We start from the raw sequence: 18,571 nt of genomic DNA on the forward strand, positions 1-18,571 counted from the left end.
CCCATCGCCTCTGGACGAATGGGTGCCGAAACCATAGATATTGGCCGCGCCCGGTCCACGGGCGCGGTTCCGACGCCGGGAAACGGCGCTATTCGCGGGCACGGACCCGCCAAGAACAAGGGCTCGACCATGGCCGACAAGACGGGTTCGCTCCAGGACCTCTTTCTCAACGCGCTGCGCCGTTCCAAGGCGCCCGTTACCATGTTCCTCGTCAAGGGTGTGAAGCTCCAGGGCATCGTAACCTGGTTCGACAACTTCTCCGTGCTGCTACGCCGGGATGGGCAGTCGCAGCTGATCTACAAGCACGCCATTTCCACCATCATGCCGTCCGGTCCTCTGGATGTCGCCGCGATCGTAGACGGCGTCAACGAACAGCAGCGCAAGAACCCACTTTTGCAGGAAATCTTCCTGAACGCGGTGCGGAAGTCGGAAGACCCCGTCACCATGTTCCTGATCAATGGCGTGATGTTGCAGGGGCAGATTGCGGGTTTTGACCTGTTCTGCATGCTGCTCCAGCGTGAAGGTATGGCGCAACTCGTCTACAAACATGCCGTTTCGACCATTCAGCCGGCACGTCCGCTGAACCTGGCCGAAGAGCAGGCAGGATCGGCCGAGGATTGAGCACCGGTTTCGATCGCGATCGCGGTGAATTCACGCGTGGCGCCCGCACCGTCATCGTCCTGCCGGATCAGGGCGACGCGGCGCGGGACGCCGATGCACGCCTCGATGAGACGGCGGGGCTCGCCATGGCGATCGGTCTGGATGTGGTGGAGCGTATCGCGCTACGCGTCCGCGCGCCTAAGCCCGCGACCCTGATCGGTAGCGGCCAAGTCGAACAGGTCGCGCAACAGGTGCGGATGGAAGAGGCACAGCTTGTCGTTTTCGACGGCGCGCTCACCCCCGTACAGCAGCGCAATCTGGAGACCGCGCTTGAGGCCAAGGTCATCGACCGGACCGGTTTGATCTTGGAAATTTTTGGCGAGCGTGCGGCGACGGCGGAGGGGCGGCTCCAGGTCGAACTGGCGCATCTGGACTATCAGGCGGGCCGTCTGGTTCGCAGTTGGACCCACTTGGAGCGTCAGCGGGGTGGCTTCGGTTTCCTGGGCGGTCCTGGCGAAACGCAGATCGAAGCCGACCGTCGGATGATCCGCGACCGCATGGCGCGGTTACGGCGCGAACTCGATCAGGTAAGCCGGACGCGCGGCCTTCACCGTGACCGACGGCAACGCGCGCCATGGCCAGTGATTGCGCTGGTAGGCTACACAAATGCCGGAAAATCGACGCTGTTCAATCGCCTGACGGGCGCTGACGTCATGGCGAAGGATCTACTGTTCGCAACTCTGGATCCCACATTGCGACAGATCAGCCTGCCGGGGATCGATAAGGCGATCCTGTCCGACACGGTCGGTTTCGTATCCGACCTGCCGACCCAGCTCGTCGCCGCGTTCAAGGCGACGCTGGAAGAGGTCGTATCCGCTGACCTGCTGATCCATGTCCGCGACATCGCACATCCGGATAGCGAGGCGCAGCGGGCGGATGTCGAAGCGGTGCTGACCGAAATCGGCGTCGATCCCGAAACGCCGCGTTTTGAGGCCTGGAACAAGATCGACCTTGTTGAAGGCGATCTCCGCGACGATCTGCTCGTCGAGGCAGAGCGCCGTTCAAATATTGTCGCGGTTTCGGCCATGACGGGGGAGGGCATCGACGATCTGGTCGAGCAGGTGGCGGCGGCCCTGACTTCCGGGCATCGTCGTTACCGCGTCACGCTGGATGCGGGCGATGGGGCCGGGGCCGCCTGGCTACATGCGCACGGCGAGGTACTGGATCAGACGATCGAAGGCGAGCAGGCGGTTTATGATGTCCGCCTCTCGCCGCCTGATTATGACCGGTTCAGCCGTCGCGGCGCTTGACGCGCTGCCATAGGTCTTCCTTGCCTTCCAGATCGAGCGCCGCGAAGCCTTCACCCGCTTCCTGTTCCATGGCGCGGAACCGGCGCTCGAACTTGCGATTGCCCGCCTGCAGTGCCGCCTCGGCATCGACGCCGCAGTGGCGCGCCCAATTAACCACCGCAAACAGCAGGTCGCCAAACTCTTCCCCGATCGTGTCGGGCGTGGCTTCGGCGATTTCCCGCATTTCCTCGTCGATCTTTGCACGGGGACCTTCGGCATCGGGCCAGTCGAAACCGACACGTCCAGCGCGCTTTTGCAGTTTCTCTGCCCGCATCAGAGCCGGCAGTCCCAAGGCAACACCGTCCAGCGTACCGCCCGCCGCTTTGGCCTGACGCTCCTCCGCCTTGATCTGCTCCCATAGGTGATGGCCGCCCTCGGCCACGTCGCCGAAGATATGTGGATGGCGGCGCTCCATCTTGTCGCTGATCGCATTGACGACGTCCGCAAATGAAAATTGTCCCGTGTCTTCCGCGATTTGCGCATGGAACACCACTTGAAGGAGGAGGTCGCCCAACTCGTCCTTGAGGTCCGCCATGTCGCCACGTGCGATCGCATCCGCGACCTCAAAGGCTTCTTCGATCGTGTAGGGCGCAATGCTTTCGAAGCTTTGTGCAACGTCCCATTCGCAACCCGACTGGGGATCGCGCAGGCGTTTCATGATCGTCAGAAGGCGGTCCACCATCCATGCTCCTTGCATTCGATAATATATATTATGTAAAACTACGTCGCTTAGGAGCGTTGAGGATGAGCACCCCTTGCTCCACCTTCCAAGATCGAAGCCGACGCAGGACGTTCATCCCGATCACATCCTGATCACCGAAACTGGGCGATACGATTGCCCCCACATCGTTCAAGGTAATCGGTCCGATGGCGAGATGTTGGACGGTGACATGGTCGGCGATGACTCTGCCATTGGCCGTTTCCACCATGCTGGCGAACGGGCTTTCGCCCAAGTCGAGCCCGGCGGCTTTGGCCGTCGCCTCGGACAAAGCGGTCGTCGTCGCGCCGCTGTCGACCAGCATGTGGCGCTCAACGCCATTGATGCGGACATCCACCCAGAAATGTCCGTCGGCGCCGATCGCGATCCTGACCGTTCCGTCTGGCGCCGCATTGGCTGGCATCATTCTCACGAGCCGATCGCGTTGCGCGATGACGAGAAATGCGACGCCGAAAATACCAACCCAGATCAGCCCCATGCGCAGCGTCCGACCGATCGGGATGCGTCGCGCGACCAAGGCGCTGAGCGGCAGCAACAGGATCAGGCCATAATAGAGGAAGTCCATGGCCTGATCGCCGCTCATGGCGCGACTTCCATCCCGTCATAGCCCGGCCGAACGCCATTGGGGAGTTCTTGACACAAAGTGGTATAATCCATCGACTGATCCATATGGATCAGCACGCTTTCTCGGGGCCCTAACTCTTCGATCCAAGTCAGAACGGCCGGGAGATCGGCGTGGGCCGGATGCGGATAGCGGCGAAGCGCGTCGACCATCCACAAATCCACGCCGCGATACAGCTCAGCCATCTCCGGTGTTAAATCATGAAAATCCGTGGCATAGCCGACACTTTTATCACCGCAATCAAAGCGTAGGCCGGCGGAAAATAGCCGCCCATGCGGCTGGTCAACCGATCGGATGCGGATGTCCCCGATGACGAGTTCGTCTCCCAACGTGGTCATCGTCGCGGTCGGCGGATAGCCGGTCTTGCCCTGAAACACATATCCGAAGCGACGTTCCAGCGCCTCCGCGGTACGCGGCCGCGCATAACCGGCTACGGGATGTCCGAGTGCGTGATAAATCTGCCGTACATCGTCGATGCCGTGGCAATGGTCGGCATGATCATGCGTCCAGATGATCGCATCGACCGTACCGATATTCGCCGCGAGCAATTGTTCACGCATATCGGGCCCCGTATCGATGAGAATGCGGGTCCCCGCATGCTCGATCAGGGCGGAGCAACGCATCCGTCTATTTCGCGGATCGCTCGGATCGCACAGGCCCCAGTCATTACCGATCCGGGGAACGCCCGACGAGGTTCCGCAGCCCAGGATCCGGATCTTCACGCGAGGGTCTTGGCGAACAGACGGTGAAAATTCTCGGCGGTCGCACGGGTCAGTGCGTCCAGCGATTCCCCTCGCAGGTCAGCCAGAAAAGCGGCGGTGTCCGCCACGAAAGACGGCTCGCCGGTTTTGCCACGATGCGGCACGGGCGCGAGGAAGGGCGCGTCCGTCTCGACCAGCAATCGGTCCAGCGGCAACCTTGCCGCCGTCGCCTGCAGCTCCTTGGCATTCTTGAATGTCACGATACCCGAAATGGATATATAAAAGCCTAATGACAGGGCCTTATCGGCAAAATCTCCACTGGCGGTGAAACAGTGGATGACGCCGGGAAAGGCCCCCTTCCCCATCTCGTCGGCAAGGATCGCAGCCGTATCTTCCTCGGCATCACGCGTATGCACCACCAGCGGCAGGCCTGTTTCCCGACAGGCGGCGATATGTGCGCGAAAGCTCGCCTGTTGGCGTTCGCGGTCGCTATGGTCGTAATAATAGTCCAGCCCGCTTTCGCCGATGCCGACGACGCGGGGATGCGCGGCTCGCTCGACCAGCTTGGCGGTGTCGACATGGCTATGCGCATCGGCTTCGTGCGGGTGAATGCCGATCGTGGCCCAGACATCTGCTTCGCGCTCGGCGGTGGCGATCACCGCATCCCATTCGCTTTCGCGCGTCGAGATGTTCAGCATCGCGGTGACCCCACGGTCCCGGGCGCGGCTCAAGATCGCAGCCTGGTCCTCAACCAGTCCCTTGTAATTGAGGTGGCAGTGACTGTCGGCGAGCATCAGGCTTCCGCCTCGGCGGGAATTTCCAGACGCGGGAAAGCCGGCGTAGGGGGCGAGAGTGCGATGCCGCTCGCCGCTCGCCGCGCATACCAGCCGTCATCATCGATGGCGGCATGATCGCGCTCGTCGACGCCCAGCGTATCGAGCACGAGCCCTGCCCCACGCGGCGTGACCGGCAAGATCGCGATCGCCAGCATTCGGATGGCGCGCACCAGCGTGCCCAATACCGCATGCATCCGCTCGGGATCGGTCTTGCGCAACGACCACGGTGCCTGCAGGTCGATATACTGGTTGCAGGCATAGACGCCGCGCATCCAGGCTTCGATCCCCTGGCTCAGCATCAGGTCCTCGAACGCCGACTTCAAACCGGCACAGGCGACCACGACTTCCTCGATCAACACCGCATCCGCGGGGTCGCTGCGCCCCGGCTCGGGAAGAGCACCCTCCAAGTTCTTCGCAATGAACGACAATGTCCGTTGGGCCAGATTGCCGAAGCTGTTCGCCAGTTCCGCATTGACGCGGGTCACGATCGCCTCTGCGGAATAGGAGCCGTCCTGGCCGAAGCTGACTTCGCGCAGGAAGAAGTAACGCAGGGCATCTACGCCGAACGCATCCGCCAGACCCATCGGATCGACGACATTGCCGACCGACTTCGACATCTTCTCGCCCCGGTGCAGCAGGAAGCCGTGGCCGAAGACCGATTGCGGCAAGGGCAAGTCCGCCGACATCAGGAATGCGGGCCAATAGACCGTGTGAAAGCGCACGATGTCCTTGCCGATCAGGTGCAGATTGGCTGGCCAGAAGCGCGCCAATTCGCTGTCCTTATTCGGATAACCGGTACCGGTCAGATAGTTGGTCAGCGCATCGACCCAGACATACATGACATGGCCAGGACTGTCGGGAACCGGCACGCCCCAGTCGAAGCTCGTGCGCGAGACGGACAGGTCGGATAGCCCGCCCTCGACAAAGCGCATCACTTCGTTCCGCCGGCTTTCCGGACGGATGAAGTCGGGATTGTCGCGATACAGGTCGAGCAAAGGCTGCTGATATTTCGACAGGCGGAAGAACCAGGTCTCCTCGGCCGTCCATTCCACCGGCGTTCCTTGCGGCGACAGCTTGGTGCCGTCTTCGCCGGTCGTCAGTTCAGCCTCGTCGTAGAAAGCTTCGTCGCGGACCGAATACCATCCTTCGTACCGGTCGAGATACAGGTCACCCTTGTCCTGCATCGCCTTCCAGATCGCTTGGCTCGCCGCATAATGATCGGCGTCGACCGTGCGGATGAAGCGATCGTACGAGATATCAAGACGATCGGCCATCACATGAAAATGGCTGGACATTTCGTTCGCGAACTCGCGCGTCGAAATGCCGCGCGCGCGCGCCGCCTGCGCCATTTTCAGGCCGTGCTCGTCGGTTCCTGTCTGGAACAGCACGTCACGCCCTGCCTGACGCTGAAAACGCGCGATGACATCCGCCGCGACCATTTCATAGGCATGGCCGATATGCGGACGGCCATTGGGATAGTGGATTGCGGTGGTGATATAGAATGGATCGGCCATACCCGGTCCCTAGAACATCGCTTCGTGCAGGTGAAGCCCGGCTTGCTTCGCTCAGCCGCGAAGCGTCCATGCCAGCCACAGCCAGCCGAGGATCAGGATGGTGCCGCCCAACGGCGTCACCGCCCCCAGCCAACGGGGTGCACCAAGCGCCATGGCGTAAAGCGTGCCCGCGAAAATGGCGGCACCGATGACGAAAGCCCAGGCCACACCGCGCGTATCCAGCCGAAGCGCGACGAGCGCGGCGACGGCATGGATCAGTTGATACTGCCCGCCGGTCCGCAACCACTCGACCGCGACCCCCTCCGCCCGGTGTGCGCCGAATGCCCCCGCCATGATCGCGATCGCACCCGACAGCGCCGCCAATACTCCCAGCAACCCCATGGTCAGCCCTTTCGTTCGTCCTGCGTGATGATCCGATCATTGGCGGCACGCAGATCGCCGGACGCCGCCTGCGCCGCCAGTCGTTCCTTGTCTCGCGAACGGTACATGGTCTCGACGCGATCGATCTCTGCGCCGTCGATCTGCAGGCTTCCCAACGCCAGCCGCGCCATCTTCACCGCGGATTCGAGGACCTCTCGGACGACATAGGACGCCGGACCGCCCTTTAACCTCAAGACCGCACGGCGATCATAGGCACGCACGAAAAGCGAGGCCTTGGGAAAGGCCGCATGGACGCTTTCCAGCAGCTCCAACGAAATCTGGTCTTCATCCAGGCAGAACAGGATCAGTTCCGCCTCCGCCGCGCCGGCCTGTCGTAACAGGTCCAGACGGGTACCGTCGCCATAATAGACTTTCGCCCCGAACTCGGCGGCGATGTCGATCATCTCGATGTCGCGGTCGATCAGGGTCACCGGAATGTCGCTGGCGATCAGCATCTGCGCCACCGTCTGGCCGAAGCGGCCATAGCCGACGATCAGGGCGTTGGCGCCGTCGGTGACGGGCCCTTCCCGCTTTTCGCCGCGCATGATGACCGGCTCTTCGCGAATACGGCGGGTCGCGCGCATCAGGAACGGCGTGGTCGCCATGGACAAGGTGATGATCGCCCCGAACAGGCTCGCCGCCTCCGGTGCGACCAGATAGCCCGCCTGCGCTTGCGCGAACAGCACGAAGCCGAACTCACCGCCCTGGCTCATCAGCAGACCCAGAGCGAAGGCAGAGCGCCAGTTCATCCGAAAGGCCAGCCCGATCAAAAAGATGACCAGCGTCTTGGTCGCGATCAGGGCCAGCGCCATTACCGCCACGAAGACCGGCCGCTCAATGATCGCCGGCAGGTTGAGCATCATGCCCACCGCCAGGAAGAACAGGCCGAGCAGGATCGAGCGGAACGGCTCCACATCGGCCTCGAGCTCGTGGCGATACGGACTATCGGCCAGCATTACTCCCGCGATGAAAGCGCCCAGCGCGGTGGATAGGCCCAGCAACTCCATCACTGCCGCACTGGCAATGACCGTGAACAGCCCGGCGAAGACGAACATCTCCCGCTCGCCCATATTGCCAATCAGGCGGAACAGCGGCCTCAGGAGGAACCGCCCCGCCACGATCAGACCGACGATCGCTCCCACCGTCTCCAGCGCCAGGATCCATCCCGGCGGCCCGGCATGATCTGCGGGATTGCGCGACATGGCGGCGACGATGGTGATCAGCGGGACGATCGAAAGATCTTGAAACAGCAGGATCGAAAAGGCCCGCTCGCCAAAGGGCGTGCGCAACCGGCCCGAGGATTGCAGCATCGGCAGCACCTGCGCCGTCGAAGACAAGGCCAGCGGCAGGCCGAGCGCCAGGGCAGCCTCCATCGAGAAGTGCGCAAGCAGCACGATACCGCTGATCGCCAGGCCGCAAGCCGCGACCTGGAGCAAGCCTAGGCCGAAAATCTCATGCTTCATGCGCCAAAGCCGGGCCGGATTGAGTTCCAGCCCGACGATGAACAGCAGAAGCGTAATACCGATCTCGGCGATACCCAGCTTCGACTCGGCGTCGCCGACCAGCCCCAGCACATGGGGGCCCACCGCCGCACCCGCGACGAGATAGCCCAGCGTCGCGCCCAGGCCCAGCCGACGGAAGACGAGGACAAAAGCCAGTCCGAAGCCGAGCAGGATCGCCCCGTCCCGCAACAGCGAGATTTCACCGTGCATCGGCGCAGGCCTTTGCGGCGGCTTCGTCGACGGCCTCGGCCGCGGCCTCGAATGCAAGGCGGATCGAGGGGTGACGAGCGCTATAGGTCAGAGCCGGTGCGAAGACATCCAGACCGGGCCATTCGGGCGCTTCGCCCCGCGTGCCCGCCAGCCAGCCGGCCAGAGCGTCGCGCGCTGCCGCCAATTCGCGAGCGTCACGCCCAATGATATGGTTCGACAGCAACGCCGCCGACGCTTGGCCCAAGGCACAGGCCCGGACGAGCATCCCGACCTCGCTCACCCGCCCGTCCGCATCCAGATTGACGTCGACCGTCACCCGGCTACCACAAATGGGTGAGCGTCGCTCGATGCTGCCCATCGGGTCGGCCAGACGCCGATCATGGGGAATGGCCGTGGTGAGACGCAGGATTTCGGCATTATAGAGGGGAGCGTTCATGATGGGGTCTCGCTGGCATTGGCGGGGCCGCTGTCCGTGGAGGGGGTCGGCGCGCCGAACACCGGCAGGCCGCGACGGCGACGATCGACAAAATCGGCAATGCCCGCACTGGTTGCGTTGAGCAGCTTGTAGGTCCGGCTCTTCACCATCCATTCGGGCCGCCGCGCCGGGCCGCCGCCGACCGTGTCGATCATCAGCGCGACCACGAGGAAGACGAGGCTGGCCAAGATCAGCCCCTTGAGCGCGCCGAAGCCGAAGCCGAGCGCCCGGTCGACCGGCCCGAGGATTGAGGTCCGCGTCCGGCTGCCGATCGCGCGGGCGACCATGCGGCCGCCGAGATAGGTAACGGCGACGATCAGGGCAAAGGCAAGAACGGCCGCGCCCGAGACCGTCCCGACGACCCCCGTCAGCGCTTGCGCCAAAGGAATATGGAATAATTTGAGCGCCGCGACGATCGCGATCCAGGCGAATAGCGCCAGAACCTCGGTCACGAAGCCACGCAGGAAGCCCTGAATGGCTGCTCCGAAAACCGCAATGAGGACAAGTATATCGAGGGCGGTCAATGCTTTATGTCCAATACCTTATCCCAAGCATGACGAGCGGCCATGTTCGCCATCAGGCGAGGGACGGACATGGCGGCACGCGCCCCTCTTCGCTACCCCCGCCCCAGCATATGGTCAACGAACTCGGCCAAGGTCCGAAACCCGGTCATTCGTAGCCCCCCTTCGTCCCCAGCCATTGCGCGCGGGACCATCGCCTTTTCGAAGCCGAGCTTGCCCGCCTCCTTCAAGCGCAGCGGCCCATGCGCGACGGAGCGGATTTCACCCGACAACGCGATCTCGCCGAAGACGATCGCATCGGCCGGCACTGGACGCTCCGACAGGGCGGATATCAGCGCCGCCGCCACCGCCATATCGGCGGCGGGGTCCTGCACGCGATAGCCGCCCGCAATGTTCAGATAGACTTCCGCAGAGGAGAAGCTCAGCCCGCATCTCGCCTCCAGCACTGCCAGGATCATGGCGAGGCGACCATTGTCCCACCCCACGACCGCGCGTCGCGGTGTCGCGCCCGATGCGAGCCGGACGGTCAGCGCCTGGATTTCCACCAGCACGGGCCTTGTGCCCTCGAGCGCGGGGAAGACGGTGGCTCCGGTCACCCCCTCTTCCCGGTTGGTCAGGAACAGAGAGGACGGGTTGCCGACCTCGGTCAAACCCTCGGTCTGCATGGCGAACACGCCGATCTCGTCGGTGCCGCCGAAACGGTTCTTGATCGCACGCAGGATACGATATTGATGGCTACGCTCACCCTCGAAGGCGAGGACCGTGTCCACCATATGTTCCAGCACCCGAGGACCGGCGATCGATCCGTCCTTGGTAACGTGGCCGACCAGCACGACGGCGGTTCCACGTTCCTTCGCAAAGCGGATCAGTTCCTGACCCGACGCTCGGACCTGACTGACGGTGCCGGGCGCACCCTCGATCAGGTCCGAGTGCATCGTCTGGATGGAATCGATGATAAGCAGCGCAGGCGGCGTGCCGATCGATAGCGTGGTCAGGATGTCGCGAACCGATGTCGCCGCCGCCAACCGGACCGGCGCTTGCCCCAGCCCCAGCCGCCGGGCGCGCAGCCGGACCTGATCCGCCGCCTCTTCGCCCGACACATAGGCGACAGGCTTTCCCGCCATCGCCAGCTTCGCCGCCGCCTGGAGCAGCAACGTCGATTTGCCGATGCCCGGATCGCCGCCGATCAGTGTTGCCGATCCCTCGACAAAGCCTCCGCCCAGCGCACGATCGAGTTCGGCTATCCCCGTGGCCATCCGATCGGGCAGCGGAATATCCGCATCCAGCCCGACCAGTTGGATCGCACGGCCGCCGCCCTGAAGATTATGCTTCGCGGCAAAGGGCGTGACCTGCACCGGCGCTTCTTCCAACATCGTGTTCCATTCGGAGCAATCGGGGCATTGCCCCTGCCAGCGAGAGGAAACCGATCCGCAGGATTGGCAGACATAGCGCTTTTGAACCTTGGCCATGACGTGCATCTAATAGCCGTGGAACGAAAATGGAACATCGTTCATGGACAGGCAGTGGGATAGTTTTTGAGCGCCATGCCCGCTATGGGCCGACCGCCATGACCCCAGACCCGTTTCGCGTCGCCCTGTTCAGCGGCAACTATAATTATACGCGCGACGGCGCGAACCAGACGCTGAACCGGCTCGTCGGGCATTTGCTCGATCGCGGAGTGGCGGTGCGCGTCTATTCGCCGACCTCTTCCACGCCCGCATTCCCACCTGTCGGCGACCTGGTCGATGTGCCCGCGATCCCGCTGCCCTTCCGGGCCGATTATAAGCTGGCGCGCGGGCTACCGGCCAAGGTCCGGGCCGATCTGGAAGCGTTCGCGCCCAATATCGTCCATGTCTCCGCTCCGGAATTTCTGGGCCATGCCGCGGTTCGCTGGGCGCGGGAAAATGGGGTCGCGTCGATCGCCTCGGTCCATACGCGGTTCGAGACCTATCCCGCCTATTACGGGCTGGGCTTCCTCGAGCCCGCCATCATCCGGTTGCTGACGCGCTTCTATAACAAGTTCGACCGTGTCGTGGCCCCCAGCCCCAGCATGATCGCGCTACTTCGTGGATGGGGCGTGACGCCACCCATGGGTATTTGGTCACGCGGGATCGACCATGACCGGTTCCGCCCCTCGCGTCGCAGTGTCGAATGGCGGCGTGCGCTGGGGATCGCGGACGACGAGGTTGCGATCGGCTTTTTGGGAAGGCTGGTCAAGGAAAAGGGCCTCGACGTCTTTGCGGATGCGCTGGCCGAGCTTCGTCGGCGCGGGGTTCCGCACAAGGTGCTGGTGGTCGGCAAGGGCCCCGCTCAGGACTGGTTCGCCAAGGCGACCCCGGATGCGATCTTCGCGGGCTATCAGACCGGCAACGATCTGGGCCGGGCGGTCGCGTCGATGGACATCTTCTTCAACCCCAGCGTCACCGAAACATTCGGCAATGTCACGACAGAGGCGATGGCGGCGGGCGTTCCCGTGGTCGCGGCCCATGCGACGGGCGCGATGGATCTCGTGGTGAATGGGGAAACGGGCTATCTGGTCGGCGCACGGGACATTCGCGGCTATGCCGACGCACTGGAGCGGATTGCCAGCGATGCCGCGTTGCGCCGCCGGTTCAGCGAGGCGGGACATGCCCGCGTCGCCGATTACCGCTGGGACAAGGTAAACGACGCGGTGCTCGAGGCGTATCGCGCGCTCTTTACCGGAAACTCCTGACCTAAGCCTCGCGCCAGTCGAAGGTCAGCGGTGCTTCGCGAAAGGCGAAGCGGTCGAGATGGCTCGAAACGACTTCGCGCACCCGCTCGATGTCCTCAGCTTCCGGCACCGTCAGCACGATGTCGAGCGTGTCGCTGTCGGCACGCATTTCCAGCTTGGAGCCGTTGGGAAACAGGATCGTCCCATCCTCCGGTGTAAAATCCACCTCCATTTTGTGCGACCAATGTTTGGCGAGTTGCTGAAGATAGCGGCTGGCCGAGTGGGTCGGCACGCGGGCGACGGACTGGTTCATTTCAGGCGCTCCACTTTCTGGGCAAGTTCATCGATCATCGCGGCGATGTCGTGCAGACTCTCCTGCGACAGATCACTCCGGGCGAAGCGTTGGCCGAGGGCGACCTTCAGACTGCCCATCGCACGGCGGATCGGCGCGGCGTCGATGCGATCCCGATGCTCGCCCAACGCCCGCAGACGGGCGATCAGGGCCTCGACCCGTTCGCTATTCTCCGTCAGGTGCGCGCGGCCCTCGTCAGTCGCGGCGAACCGTTTCTTGGACCCTTCGGAATGCTGCTCCGCGATGAAGCCCATCTCGTCGAGAAGGGTCATGGTCGGATAGATGACGCCCGGGCTCGGTGCATAGGCGCCGCCGGTCATGGCCTCGATCTCGCGGATCAGATCATACCCATGCCGGGCCTCGTCGGCGATCAGCTTGAGCAGGACGAGGCGAAGCTCGCTTCCGTCAAACATCCGAGAGCGACGCCCGCCGCCGGGACGTTCTCCGCCTGCAAACCAGTCGCCGCCAAACGGGCCTCGTCGCCCTCCGCGCGGACCCTGCATCCCAACGTCTAGGTCGTCCCAGCCGAAGCCGGACGATCCCGAATGCCTGTGGCCGTGCATCCGGCCCAAATGATGATGTCGCATGAAATCTCCTATTGCGATAGCATCAAGATATATCGCAGAGGGCCTAAGTCAAGATAGATTGAGATATATCTTAAGACGGGTTGGTGACGATCGAGCTTCGATCTCCTACATGATGGGCATGGCCGATCTCTTTGCGGGTATGGACCCCGCCCCTGTCGCTCCTCCCCTATCGCCGGACGCGCCGCTGGCGGATCGGCTTCGGCCGAACCAGTTAAGCGATGTCGTTGGGCAGGATCATCTCACCGGGCCGGAAGGAGCAATCGGACGGATGGTCGCGGCACAGCGTCTATCGTCGATGATCCTGTGGGGACCACCAGGCACCGGAAAGACCACGATCGCCCGCCTTCTGGCCGCAGCAGTAGGCTTGCGGTTCTCGTCGATTTCGGCTGTGTTTTCGGGTGTGGCGGACTTGAAAAAGGTCTTTGCCGAAGCTCGCGACCATGCCCGACTGGGACAGCGCACCCTGTTGTTCGTAGACGAGATTCACCGTTTCAACCGCGCGCAACAGGATGGGTTTCTGCCCTTTGTCGAGGACGGCACCGTAACGCTGGTCGGCGCGACAACCGAGAATCCCTCCTTCGAACTCAACGCCGCGTTGCTCAGCCGTGCGCAGGTCCTGATCCTGCACCGTCTCGGTCAATCTGCGCTGGAGCAATTGCTGACGAGGGCGGAGACGGAGATGGCCCGCCCCCTACCCCTCCAGTCGGCGGCGCGTGAAGCCTTGCTCGCCAGCGCTGATGGCGATGGACGGTTCCTACTCAATCAGGCTGAGACGCTGTTTGCGGTCGATCTACCCGAACCGCTCGACGCCGCCGGACTGTCGGCGTTCCTACAGCGACGGGTCGCGGTCTATGACAAGGATCGGGAGGGGCATTACAACCTCATTTCTGCGCTTCACAAGTCGATCCGGGGGTCGGACCCGCAAGCCGCGCTTTACTACCTGGCGCGGATGCTGACGGCGGGCGAGGAACCGCTCTATGTGCTGCGCCGGCTGACACGCGCCGCCGTCGAGGACATCGGGCTCGCCGATCCACAGGCCTTGAGCCAATGCCTTGCCGCGAAGGACGCCTATGACTTTCTCGGCTCACCGGAGGGTGAATTGGCGATCGTCCAGGCCTGTCTCTATCTCGCAACCGCGCCCAAATCGAATGCCGCATACATGGCCCAGAAACGGGCTTGGCGGTCGGCTAAGGAAACGGGATCGCTGATGCCGCCGACCAATATCCTGAATGCCCCGACCAAGCTGATGAAGCAGATCGGCTATGGTGCGAACTATCAATATGATCACGATGCGGACGGCGGCTTTTCGGGGGCCAACTATTGGCCGGACGAACTGCCGCCCCAGAATTTTTACGAGCCGTCCGGGCGAGGGCTGGAAAAGCGCATCGCCGAACGGATGGCATGGTGGGAAGAGCGGCGGCGCGCTTTGCGCCAACAGGATGGAGAAGACAGCCATCGCGCCTGACCGCTTTACCGGCTTCGTCGCGATCGACTGGTCCGGCGCGCATGGCACGTCCCATCCGGGTATCCGCATGGCGATGTGCGGGAGTGGCCAGGCGCCGCCCGAACTCGTCATGCCGCCTGGTCGAGCCTGGTCGCGTGAAGGCGTCGCGGCCTGGTTGCTGGAACGCGCCGCCGAGCCGCTGTTGATCGGTTTCGATTTCAGCTTTTCCGCCCCTTTCGTCTCCCGTGGTGCGCATCTGCCCGGCGACCGGCCGACCGTGGATGCGCGCGCGCTATGGGATTATGTCGATAAGAGCAGCGACGATCCCGACCTTGGCGCTCGCAGCTTTCTGGAGGCCCGGCGCGGGCGGCATTTCTATTTCGGGGTTGCGGATGGGCGAAAGGCCGACTTCCTTCACTGGCGCGCATGCGAGATCGCGCCGGATGGCGGTCGCAAACCGTCGACCGTCTATGATGCGATCGGCGCGTCGCAGGTCGCCAAGGCCAGTTTCGCTGGGATGCGCCTGCTTCGGCGGATCGATAGCCATGTCGCGATCTGGCCGTTCGATCCCATCCCCTCCACTGGAGCGCTGGTCGTCGAAATCTATACCTCGATCGCCGCGCGCGACGCCGGGCGACCGCGCGGGCGAAGCAAGATCAGGAGCGCCGAAGCTCTGGACGACGCCCTTATGACCTTGGGGAGCGAGCGGCATCGGCCCCTCGACCGCTACGACGATCATAGCACCGATGCGATCCTGACCTCGGCTTGGCTACGCAAGATGGCCGTTCGCGATGATCTATGGCACCCAGCCGGGCTTTCTCCGCTGATCGCGCGAACGGAGGGCTGGACCTTCGGCGTATCTTGACGCATGGGGACGGCAATGCCGGTTTAGCACAGTTGGTAGTGCACCTGATTTGTAATCAGGGGGTCGGGGGTTCGAGCCCCTCAACCGGCACCATTTCCCGCCGGTCGCGCTTGATCCATGTGGCACCAAAGCCGTTGGGGTGCGTTACATTCGCGGAATGATCAAGGTCGCCAGCTATAATATCCGGAAGGGGATCGGCGCCGATCGACGCCGCAATCCCGACCGCATCCTCGATGTCCTGCGCGAAGTCGATGCCGACGTTATTGCGCTCCAGGAAGCGGATCGTCGCTTCGGTGACCGGGAGGGTGTGATTCCCCTTCACATGCTCGACGATCACAGCGACTGGAAGCCGATCGTCTATGGTATGAAGGCCAGGTCCCTGGGCTGGCACGGCAATACGATCCTCGTCCGCAAATCGACCCAGATACTCGACTTCGAGGCGATCCACCTTCCGTCGTTGGAGCCGCGCGGGGCCGTGATGGCCGATTTGCGGACCGCAGGCGGCGTGATCCGCGTCGTCGGCATGCATCTGGACCTGTCCGGGCTATGGCGGCGACGCCAGGCGGCGGCGATCCTGTCCCATTTGGCGAGTTGCCTGCATCGCCACCCCACGGTGATGATGGGTGACCTGAACGAGTGGACCCGCGGTTCGGGCTGCCTGCGCGATTTCTGCCGTGACTTCACCATGGCCGATACCGGTCCGAGCTTCCATGCGCGTCGCCCGATCGGACGGCTGGACCGGATCATGGTGTCCCCCGATCTCCGCATTGCCGAATGCGGGGTTCATGCCAGCCCGACCTCTCGAAAGGCATCGGATCACCTGCCCATCTGGGCGAGGATCGGACCGCGCTGATGCGGGAAAAGGAGTTGCGGCTGGCGCTGGTCTGTTATGGCGGGATCAGCCTGGCCGTCTACATGCACGGCATCACCAAGGAGATCTGGCGCGTGGTACGCGCCAGCCGAGCCTCGCATGAGGGGGATCCACCCGCCTCCGCCGTCGATGCGGTCTATCATGAATTGCTTGACGAAATGGCAGCGCGCGGCGGCGTGCGGGTTCGCATCCTGGCCGACATTATCGCGGGCGCAAGCGCGGGTGGCATCAACGGAATTTTTCTGGGGCAGGCATTGTCCACCGGCCAGTCGCTCGACCCCCTGACCGATTTGTGGCTGGAAGCAGCCGACATCGAGTCGCTGATCGCACCGGATGCCGCGCCGACGTCGCGCTTTTCCAAGATGTGGGCGCTCCCCATCGCCTGGATGGCCGCCGGGCGCAGCGGGGACAAGATCGAGGGGCTGGACGAGGAAACCCGCGAGGAGGTTCGCCGCAAGCTGGGCCATCTCATCCGCTCACGCTGGTTCGAGCCGCCCTTTGCCGCCGACGACTTTACCGGTCGGTTGCTGGAGGCGTTCGACCGGATGGCCGCAGCGCCAGCGGGCAAGCGGCTTCTGCCGCCCGGCCAGCCGCTCGACCTGTTCGTCACCGTTACCGATTTTACCGGCCAGCCGCAGCGGCTCCGGCTGCATTCGCCCGGCGAGGTGGTGGAGACCGAGCATCGCATGGTGGTCGACTTTACCGACAGCGGAGACGGCAAGCTGGCGGCCGTCCCCGAACTCGTCTTTGCCGCGCGCGCGACCTCCAGTTTTCCGGGGGCCTTCCCGCCGTTCACTGTGGCCGAACTCGACCGCGTCCTCGAAGCACGCGATCAGTCCTGGCCCGAGCGGGACGCCTTTCTGCGCCGGGTGCTGCCACGCCATCATGCCGCCGGAGCAGCGGACAAGGCGGTGCTGATCGATGGTTCGGTGCTGGTCAACGCGCCCTTTCGTCCCGCTATCGACGCACTCGGCCGCCGCCCGGCGCGTCGGCAGGTCGATCGGCGTTTCGTCTATATCGACCCTTTTCCGGGCATGCATTTCCGCCTTCCCGGCGGCGGCGGTCATCCCGGCTTCTCCCAGACGATCATCGGCGCGATCAGCGAACTTCCCCGACAACAGCCTATCCGCGACAATCTGGAAGCGATCGCCGCCCGGTCCGGGCGGATCGACCGGATGCAGGCGATCGTCGCCGCGATCCGCGAGAATGTCGAGCAGGAGATCGAACAACTGTTCGGCGGCACCTTCTTCCTCGATCGCCCGACCGCCGCCCGTCTCGCCTCCTGGCGGGTGCGAGCGCAAGCGGCCGCCGCCGCGAAGGCTGGGTTCAGCTATGCCGCTTATGGTCATCTGAAGATCGCGGGCGTCGTCGATATGATTGCGACCATGCTGGCGGAGGCCACCGGCGACGACGGGACCGCGAGGCGCAGTCGGCTTCGCGCGATGGTCGAGCGGACGTTGGCCGCGCGAAGCGGCAATGGCGAAGCGATTGGCTTCACCGGCGGCCCCAGTGAAGGGGCAAAGGCATTCCTTCGTGGCTTCGACCTGGGTTATCGCATCCGCCGCCTGCGGCTGCTTGCCCGCCGCCTGACCGAACTCGAGGGTGAGCATAGCGAGACGGAACTCGCTCCCGTTCGCGACGCCCTCTACGAATCGCTTGCCGAATTTCTGGAACGGCAAAATGGCGGCGCCTATGCCGACATGGCACATGACGTCCGTTCCGTACGGAGCGACGGCGGACGGGTCCTCGAGGAATTGCGGAAAAGGCTCGACCTGACACGCCTGGACGGCGAAACGGATGCGCGGTTGGCGAGCGCCTTTGCGGGCCTACCCCGCGCGGCGCGGCGCACATTGTTGCTGACCTATCTTGGCTTCCCCTATTTCGACGTGGCGACCCTACCGCTTCTGCAGGGCGAGGGTCTGGACGAGTTCGACCCGATCAAGGTCGATCGCATATCCCCCGACGACGCGACCGCGATCCGCTCGGGCGGCGCGGAAGCGACGCTGAAGGGCATTCAATTCCTGACCTTCGGGGCGTTCTTCAGTCGCAGCTACCGCGAGAACGACTATCTCTGGGGACGGCTGCATGGCGCGGAGAGGATGATCGACATCGCCGTTTCCACCCTCCCCCCGACCATCCGCCTCAAACCCGGTGCGGTCGCGGCCTTCAAGCGGCGAGCTTTCGTGGCGATCCTGAACGAAGAAGAGGATCGCCTCACCGCGATCGCACCGCTGATCGCCTCGCTTCGCCGCGAGATCGGCTGAAGGCTGGTCATGCCGGACCAACGCGGCT

The 18,571-nt window shown here is 63.7% G+C and carries 19 protein-coding genes and 1 tRNA gene; 8 read left to right on the forward strand and 12 right to left on the reverse strand.

Annotated elements, in window-relative coordinates:
• Positions 1–18: 18 nt before the first annotated feature.
• Both hfq and hflX read left to right on the forward strand, forming a co-directional pair.
• Positions 19–621, forward strand: coding sequence for an RNA chaperone Hfq (gene hfq, locus NZL82_RS09590; RefSeq protein WP_261269531.1), 603 nt, complete (start codon positions 19–21; stop codon positions 619–621).
• The gene (gene hflX, locus NZL82_RS09595; RefSeq protein WP_261269532.1) at positions 618–1,910 is read left to right on the forward strand and encodes a GTPase HflX; all 1,293 of its coding nucleotides are present in this window, start codon (positions 618–620) and stop codon (positions 1,908–1,910) included. The genes hfq and hflX overlap by 4 nt, the downstream gene beginning before the upstream one ends.
• On the opposite strand, the gene mazG is transcribed toward hflX, so the two are convergent.
• From mazG to radA, 10 genes are all read right to left on the reverse strand, one after another.
• The gene (gene mazG, locus NZL82_RS09600) at positions 1,891–2,631 is read right to left on the reverse strand and encodes a nucleoside triphosphate pyrophosphohydrolase (protein ID WP_261269533.1); all 741 of its coding nucleotides are present in this window, start codon (positions 2,629–2,631) and stop codon (positions 1,891–1,893) included. The genes hflX and mazG overlap by 20 nt on opposite strands.
• Positions 2,632–2,659: 28 nt before the next feature.
• Positions 2,660–3,145: a TIGR02281 family clan AA aspartic protease gene (locus NZL82_RS09605; protein WP_261269534.1), complete on the reverse strand. Its 486-nt coding sequence runs from the start codon at positions 3,143–3,145 to the stop codon at positions 2,660–2,662.
• 101 nt (positions 3,146–3,246) lie between these two features.
• Positions 3,247–4,011, reverse strand: coding sequence for an MBL fold metallo-hydrolase (locus NZL82_RS09610; protein ID WP_261269535.1), 765 nt, complete (start codon positions 4,009–4,011; stop codon positions 3,247–3,249).
• Entirely contained in the window at positions 4,008–4,784 is a 777-nt protein-coding gene (locus NZL82_RS09615; protein ID WP_261269536.1) for a TatD family hydrolase, read from the reverse strand. The genes NZL82_RS09610 and NZL82_RS09615 overlap by 4 nt, the downstream gene beginning before the upstream one ends.
• The gene (gene metG, locus NZL82_RS09620; RefSeq protein ID WP_261269537.1) at positions 4,784–6,340 is read right to left on the reverse strand and encodes a methionine--tRNA ligase; all 1,557 of its coding nucleotides are present in this window, start codon (positions 6,338–6,340) and stop codon (positions 4,784–4,786) included. The genes NZL82_RS09615 and metG overlap by 1 nt, the downstream gene beginning before the upstream one ends.
• Positions 6,341–6,391: 51 nt before the next feature.
• Positions 6,392–6,721 carry a DUF423 domain-containing protein gene (locus NZL82_RS09625; protein WP_261269538.1) on the reverse strand — a complete coding sequence of 110 codons (330 nt, stop codon included), beginning with the start codon at positions 6,719–6,721 and terminating at the stop codon, positions 6,392–6,394.
• 2 nt (positions 6,722–6,723) lie between these two features.
• Positions 6,724–8,472, reverse strand: coding sequence for a cation:proton antiporter (locus tag NZL82_RS09630; protein WP_261269539.1), 1,749 nt, complete (start codon positions 8,470–8,472; stop codon positions 6,724–6,726).
• A complete protein-coding gene (locus tag NZL82_RS09635; protein WP_261269540.1) occupies positions 8,462–8,908 on the reverse strand; it encodes an iron-sulfur cluster assembly scaffold protein in 447 nt (148 codons plus the stop codon). The genes NZL82_RS09630 and NZL82_RS09635 overlap by 11 nt, the downstream gene beginning before the upstream one ends.
• Positions 8,905–9,471 (reverse strand): CvpA family protein, encoded by a 567-nt coding sequence (locus tag NZL82_RS09640; RefSeq protein WP_261269541.1) that lies wholly within the window; start codon positions 9,469–9,471, stop codon positions 8,905–8,907. Before NZL82_RS09640 ends, NZL82_RS09635 begins: the two co-directional genes overlap by 4 nt.
• Positions 9,472–9,563: 92 nt before the next feature.
• Positions 9,564–10,937 carry a DNA repair protein RadA gene (gene radA, locus NZL82_RS09645; RefSeq protein WP_261269606.1) on the reverse strand — a complete coding sequence of 458 codons (1,374 nt, stop codon included), beginning with the start codon at positions 10,935–10,937 and terminating at the stop codon, positions 9,564–9,566.
• Between the two features lie 98 nt (positions 10,938–11,035).
• Between radA and NZL82_RS09650 the strand changes: the two genes are divergently transcribed.
• Entirely contained in the window at positions 11,036–12,181 is a 1,146-nt protein-coding gene (locus tag NZL82_RS09650) for a glycosyltransferase family 1 protein (RefSeq protein WP_261269542.1), read from the forward strand.
• 1 nt (position 12,182) lies between these two features.
• Here NZL82_RS09650 and NZL82_RS09655 read toward each other — a convergent pair whose 3' ends face one another.
• Both NZL82_RS09655 and NZL82_RS09660 read right to left on the reverse strand, forming a co-directional pair.
• Positions 12,183–12,473 (reverse strand): DUF2218 domain-containing protein, encoded by a 291-nt coding sequence (locus NZL82_RS09655; protein WP_261269543.1) that lies wholly within the window; start codon positions 12,471–12,473, stop codon positions 12,183–12,185.
• Positions 12,470–13,015, reverse strand: a complete 546-nt coding sequence (locus NZL82_RS09660) for a PadR family transcriptional regulator (protein WP_261269544.1) — start codon at positions 13,013–13,015, stop codon at positions 12,470–12,472. Before NZL82_RS09660 ends, NZL82_RS09655 begins: the two co-directional genes overlap by 4 nt.
• A 202-nt stretch (positions 13,016–13,217) precedes the next feature.
• Here NZL82_RS09660 and NZL82_RS09665 point away from each other — a divergent pair, with 202 nt between their 5' ends.
• From NZL82_RS09665 to NZL82_RS09685, 5 genes are all read left to right on the forward strand, one after another.
• Positions 13,218–14,564: a replication-associated recombination protein A gene (locus tag NZL82_RS09665; protein WP_261269545.1), complete on the forward strand. Its 1,347-nt coding sequence runs from the start codon at positions 13,218–13,220 to the stop codon at positions 14,562–14,564.
• Entirely contained in the window at positions 14,539–15,408 is an 870-nt protein-coding gene (locus NZL82_RS09670; protein ID WP_261269546.1) for a hypothetical protein, read from the forward strand. Before NZL82_RS09665 ends, NZL82_RS09670 begins: the two co-directional genes overlap by 26 nt.
• Before the next feature lie 17 nt (positions 15,409–15,425).
• Positions 15,426–15,501: transfer RNA gene (locus NZL82_RS09675), tRNA-Thr, on the forward strand.
• 64 nt (positions 15,502–15,565) lie between these two features.
• Positions 15,566–16,261 carry an endonuclease/exonuclease/phosphatase family protein gene (locus NZL82_RS09680; RefSeq protein ID WP_261269547.1) on the forward strand — a complete coding sequence of 232 codons (696 nt, stop codon included), beginning with the start codon at positions 15,566–15,568 and terminating at the stop codon, positions 16,259–16,261.
• A complete protein-coding gene (locus NZL82_RS09685; RefSeq protein ID WP_261269548.1) occupies positions 16,261–18,543 on the forward strand; it encodes a patatin-like protein in 2,283 nt (760 codons plus the stop codon). Before NZL82_RS09680 ends, NZL82_RS09685 begins: the two co-directional genes overlap by 1 nt.
• Positions 18,544–18,571 lie beyond the last annotated feature (28 nt).

The sequence above is a fragment of the Sphingomonas sp. LC-1 genome, from assembly GCF_025371035.1.
GTDB lineage: Bacteria > Pseudomonadota > Alphaproteobacteria > Sphingomonadales > Sphingomonadaceae > Sphingomonas > Sphingomonas sanguinis_E.

Excerpts from the sequence above, each read along its gene's own strand:
- hfq (WP_261269531.1), top strand. The coding sequence starts at position 19 with ATGGGTGCCGAAACCATAGATATTGGCCGCGCCCGGTCCACGGGCGCG.
- mazG (WP_261269533.1), bottom strand. The coding sequence starts at position 2,631 with ATGGTGGACCGCCTTCTGACGATCATGAAACGCCTGCGCGATCCCCAG.
- NZL82_RS09605 (WP_261269534.1), bottom strand. The coding sequence starts at position 3,145 with ATGGGGCTGATCTGGGTTGGTATTTTCGGCGTCGCATTTCTCGTCATC.
- NZL82_RS09615 (WP_261269536.1), bottom strand. The coding sequence starts at position 4,784 with ATGCTCGCCGACAGTCACTGCCACCTCAATTACAAGGGACTGGTTGAG.
- metG (WP_261269537.1), bottom strand. The coding sequence starts at position 6,340 with ATGGCCGATCCATTCTATATCACCACCGCAATCCACTATCCCAATGGC.
- NZL82_RS09625 (WP_261269538.1), bottom strand. The coding sequence starts at position 6,721 with ATGGGGTTGCTGGGAGTATTGGCGGCGCTGTCGGGTGCGATCGCGATC.
- NZL82_RS09630 (WP_261269539.1), bottom strand. The coding sequence starts at position 8,472 with ATGCACGGTGAAATCTCGCTGTTGCGGGACGGGGCGATCCTGCTCGGC.
- NZL82_RS09635 (WP_261269540.1), bottom strand. The coding sequence starts at position 8,908 with ATGAACGCTCCCCTCTATAATGCCGAAATCCTGCGTCTCACCACGGCC.
- radA (WP_261269606.1), bottom strand. The coding sequence starts at position 10,937 with ATGGCCAAGGTTCAAAAGCGCTATGTCTGCCAATCCTGCGGATCGGTT.
- NZL82_RS09650 (WP_261269542.1), top strand. The coding sequence starts at position 11,036 with ATGACCCCAGACCCGTTTCGCGTCGCCCTGTTCAGCGGCAACTATAAT.
- NZL82_RS09655 (WP_261269543.1), bottom strand. The coding sequence starts at position 12,473 with ATGAACCAGTCCGTCGCCCGCGTGCCGACCCACTCGGCCAGCCGCTAT.
- NZL82_RS09660 (WP_261269544.1), bottom strand. The coding sequence starts at position 13,015 with ATGCAGGGTCCGCGCGGAGGGCGACGAGGCCCGTTTGGCGGCGACTGG.
- NZL82_RS09665 (WP_261269545.1), top strand. The coding sequence starts at position 13,218 with ATGGCCGATCTCTTTGCGGGTATGGACCCCGCCCCTGTCGCTCCTCCC.
- NZL82_RS09670 (WP_261269546.1), top strand. The coding sequence starts at position 14,539 with ATGGAGAAGACAGCCATCGCGCCTGACCGCTTTACCGGCTTCGTCGCG.
- NZL82_RS09680 (WP_261269547.1), top strand. The coding sequence starts at position 15,566 with ATGATCAAGGTCGCCAGCTATAATATCCGGAAGGGGATCGGCGCCGAT.
- NZL82_RS09685 (WP_261269548.1), top strand. The coding sequence starts at position 16,261 with ATGCGGGAAAAGGAGTTGCGGCTGGCGCTGGTCTGTTATGGCGGGATC.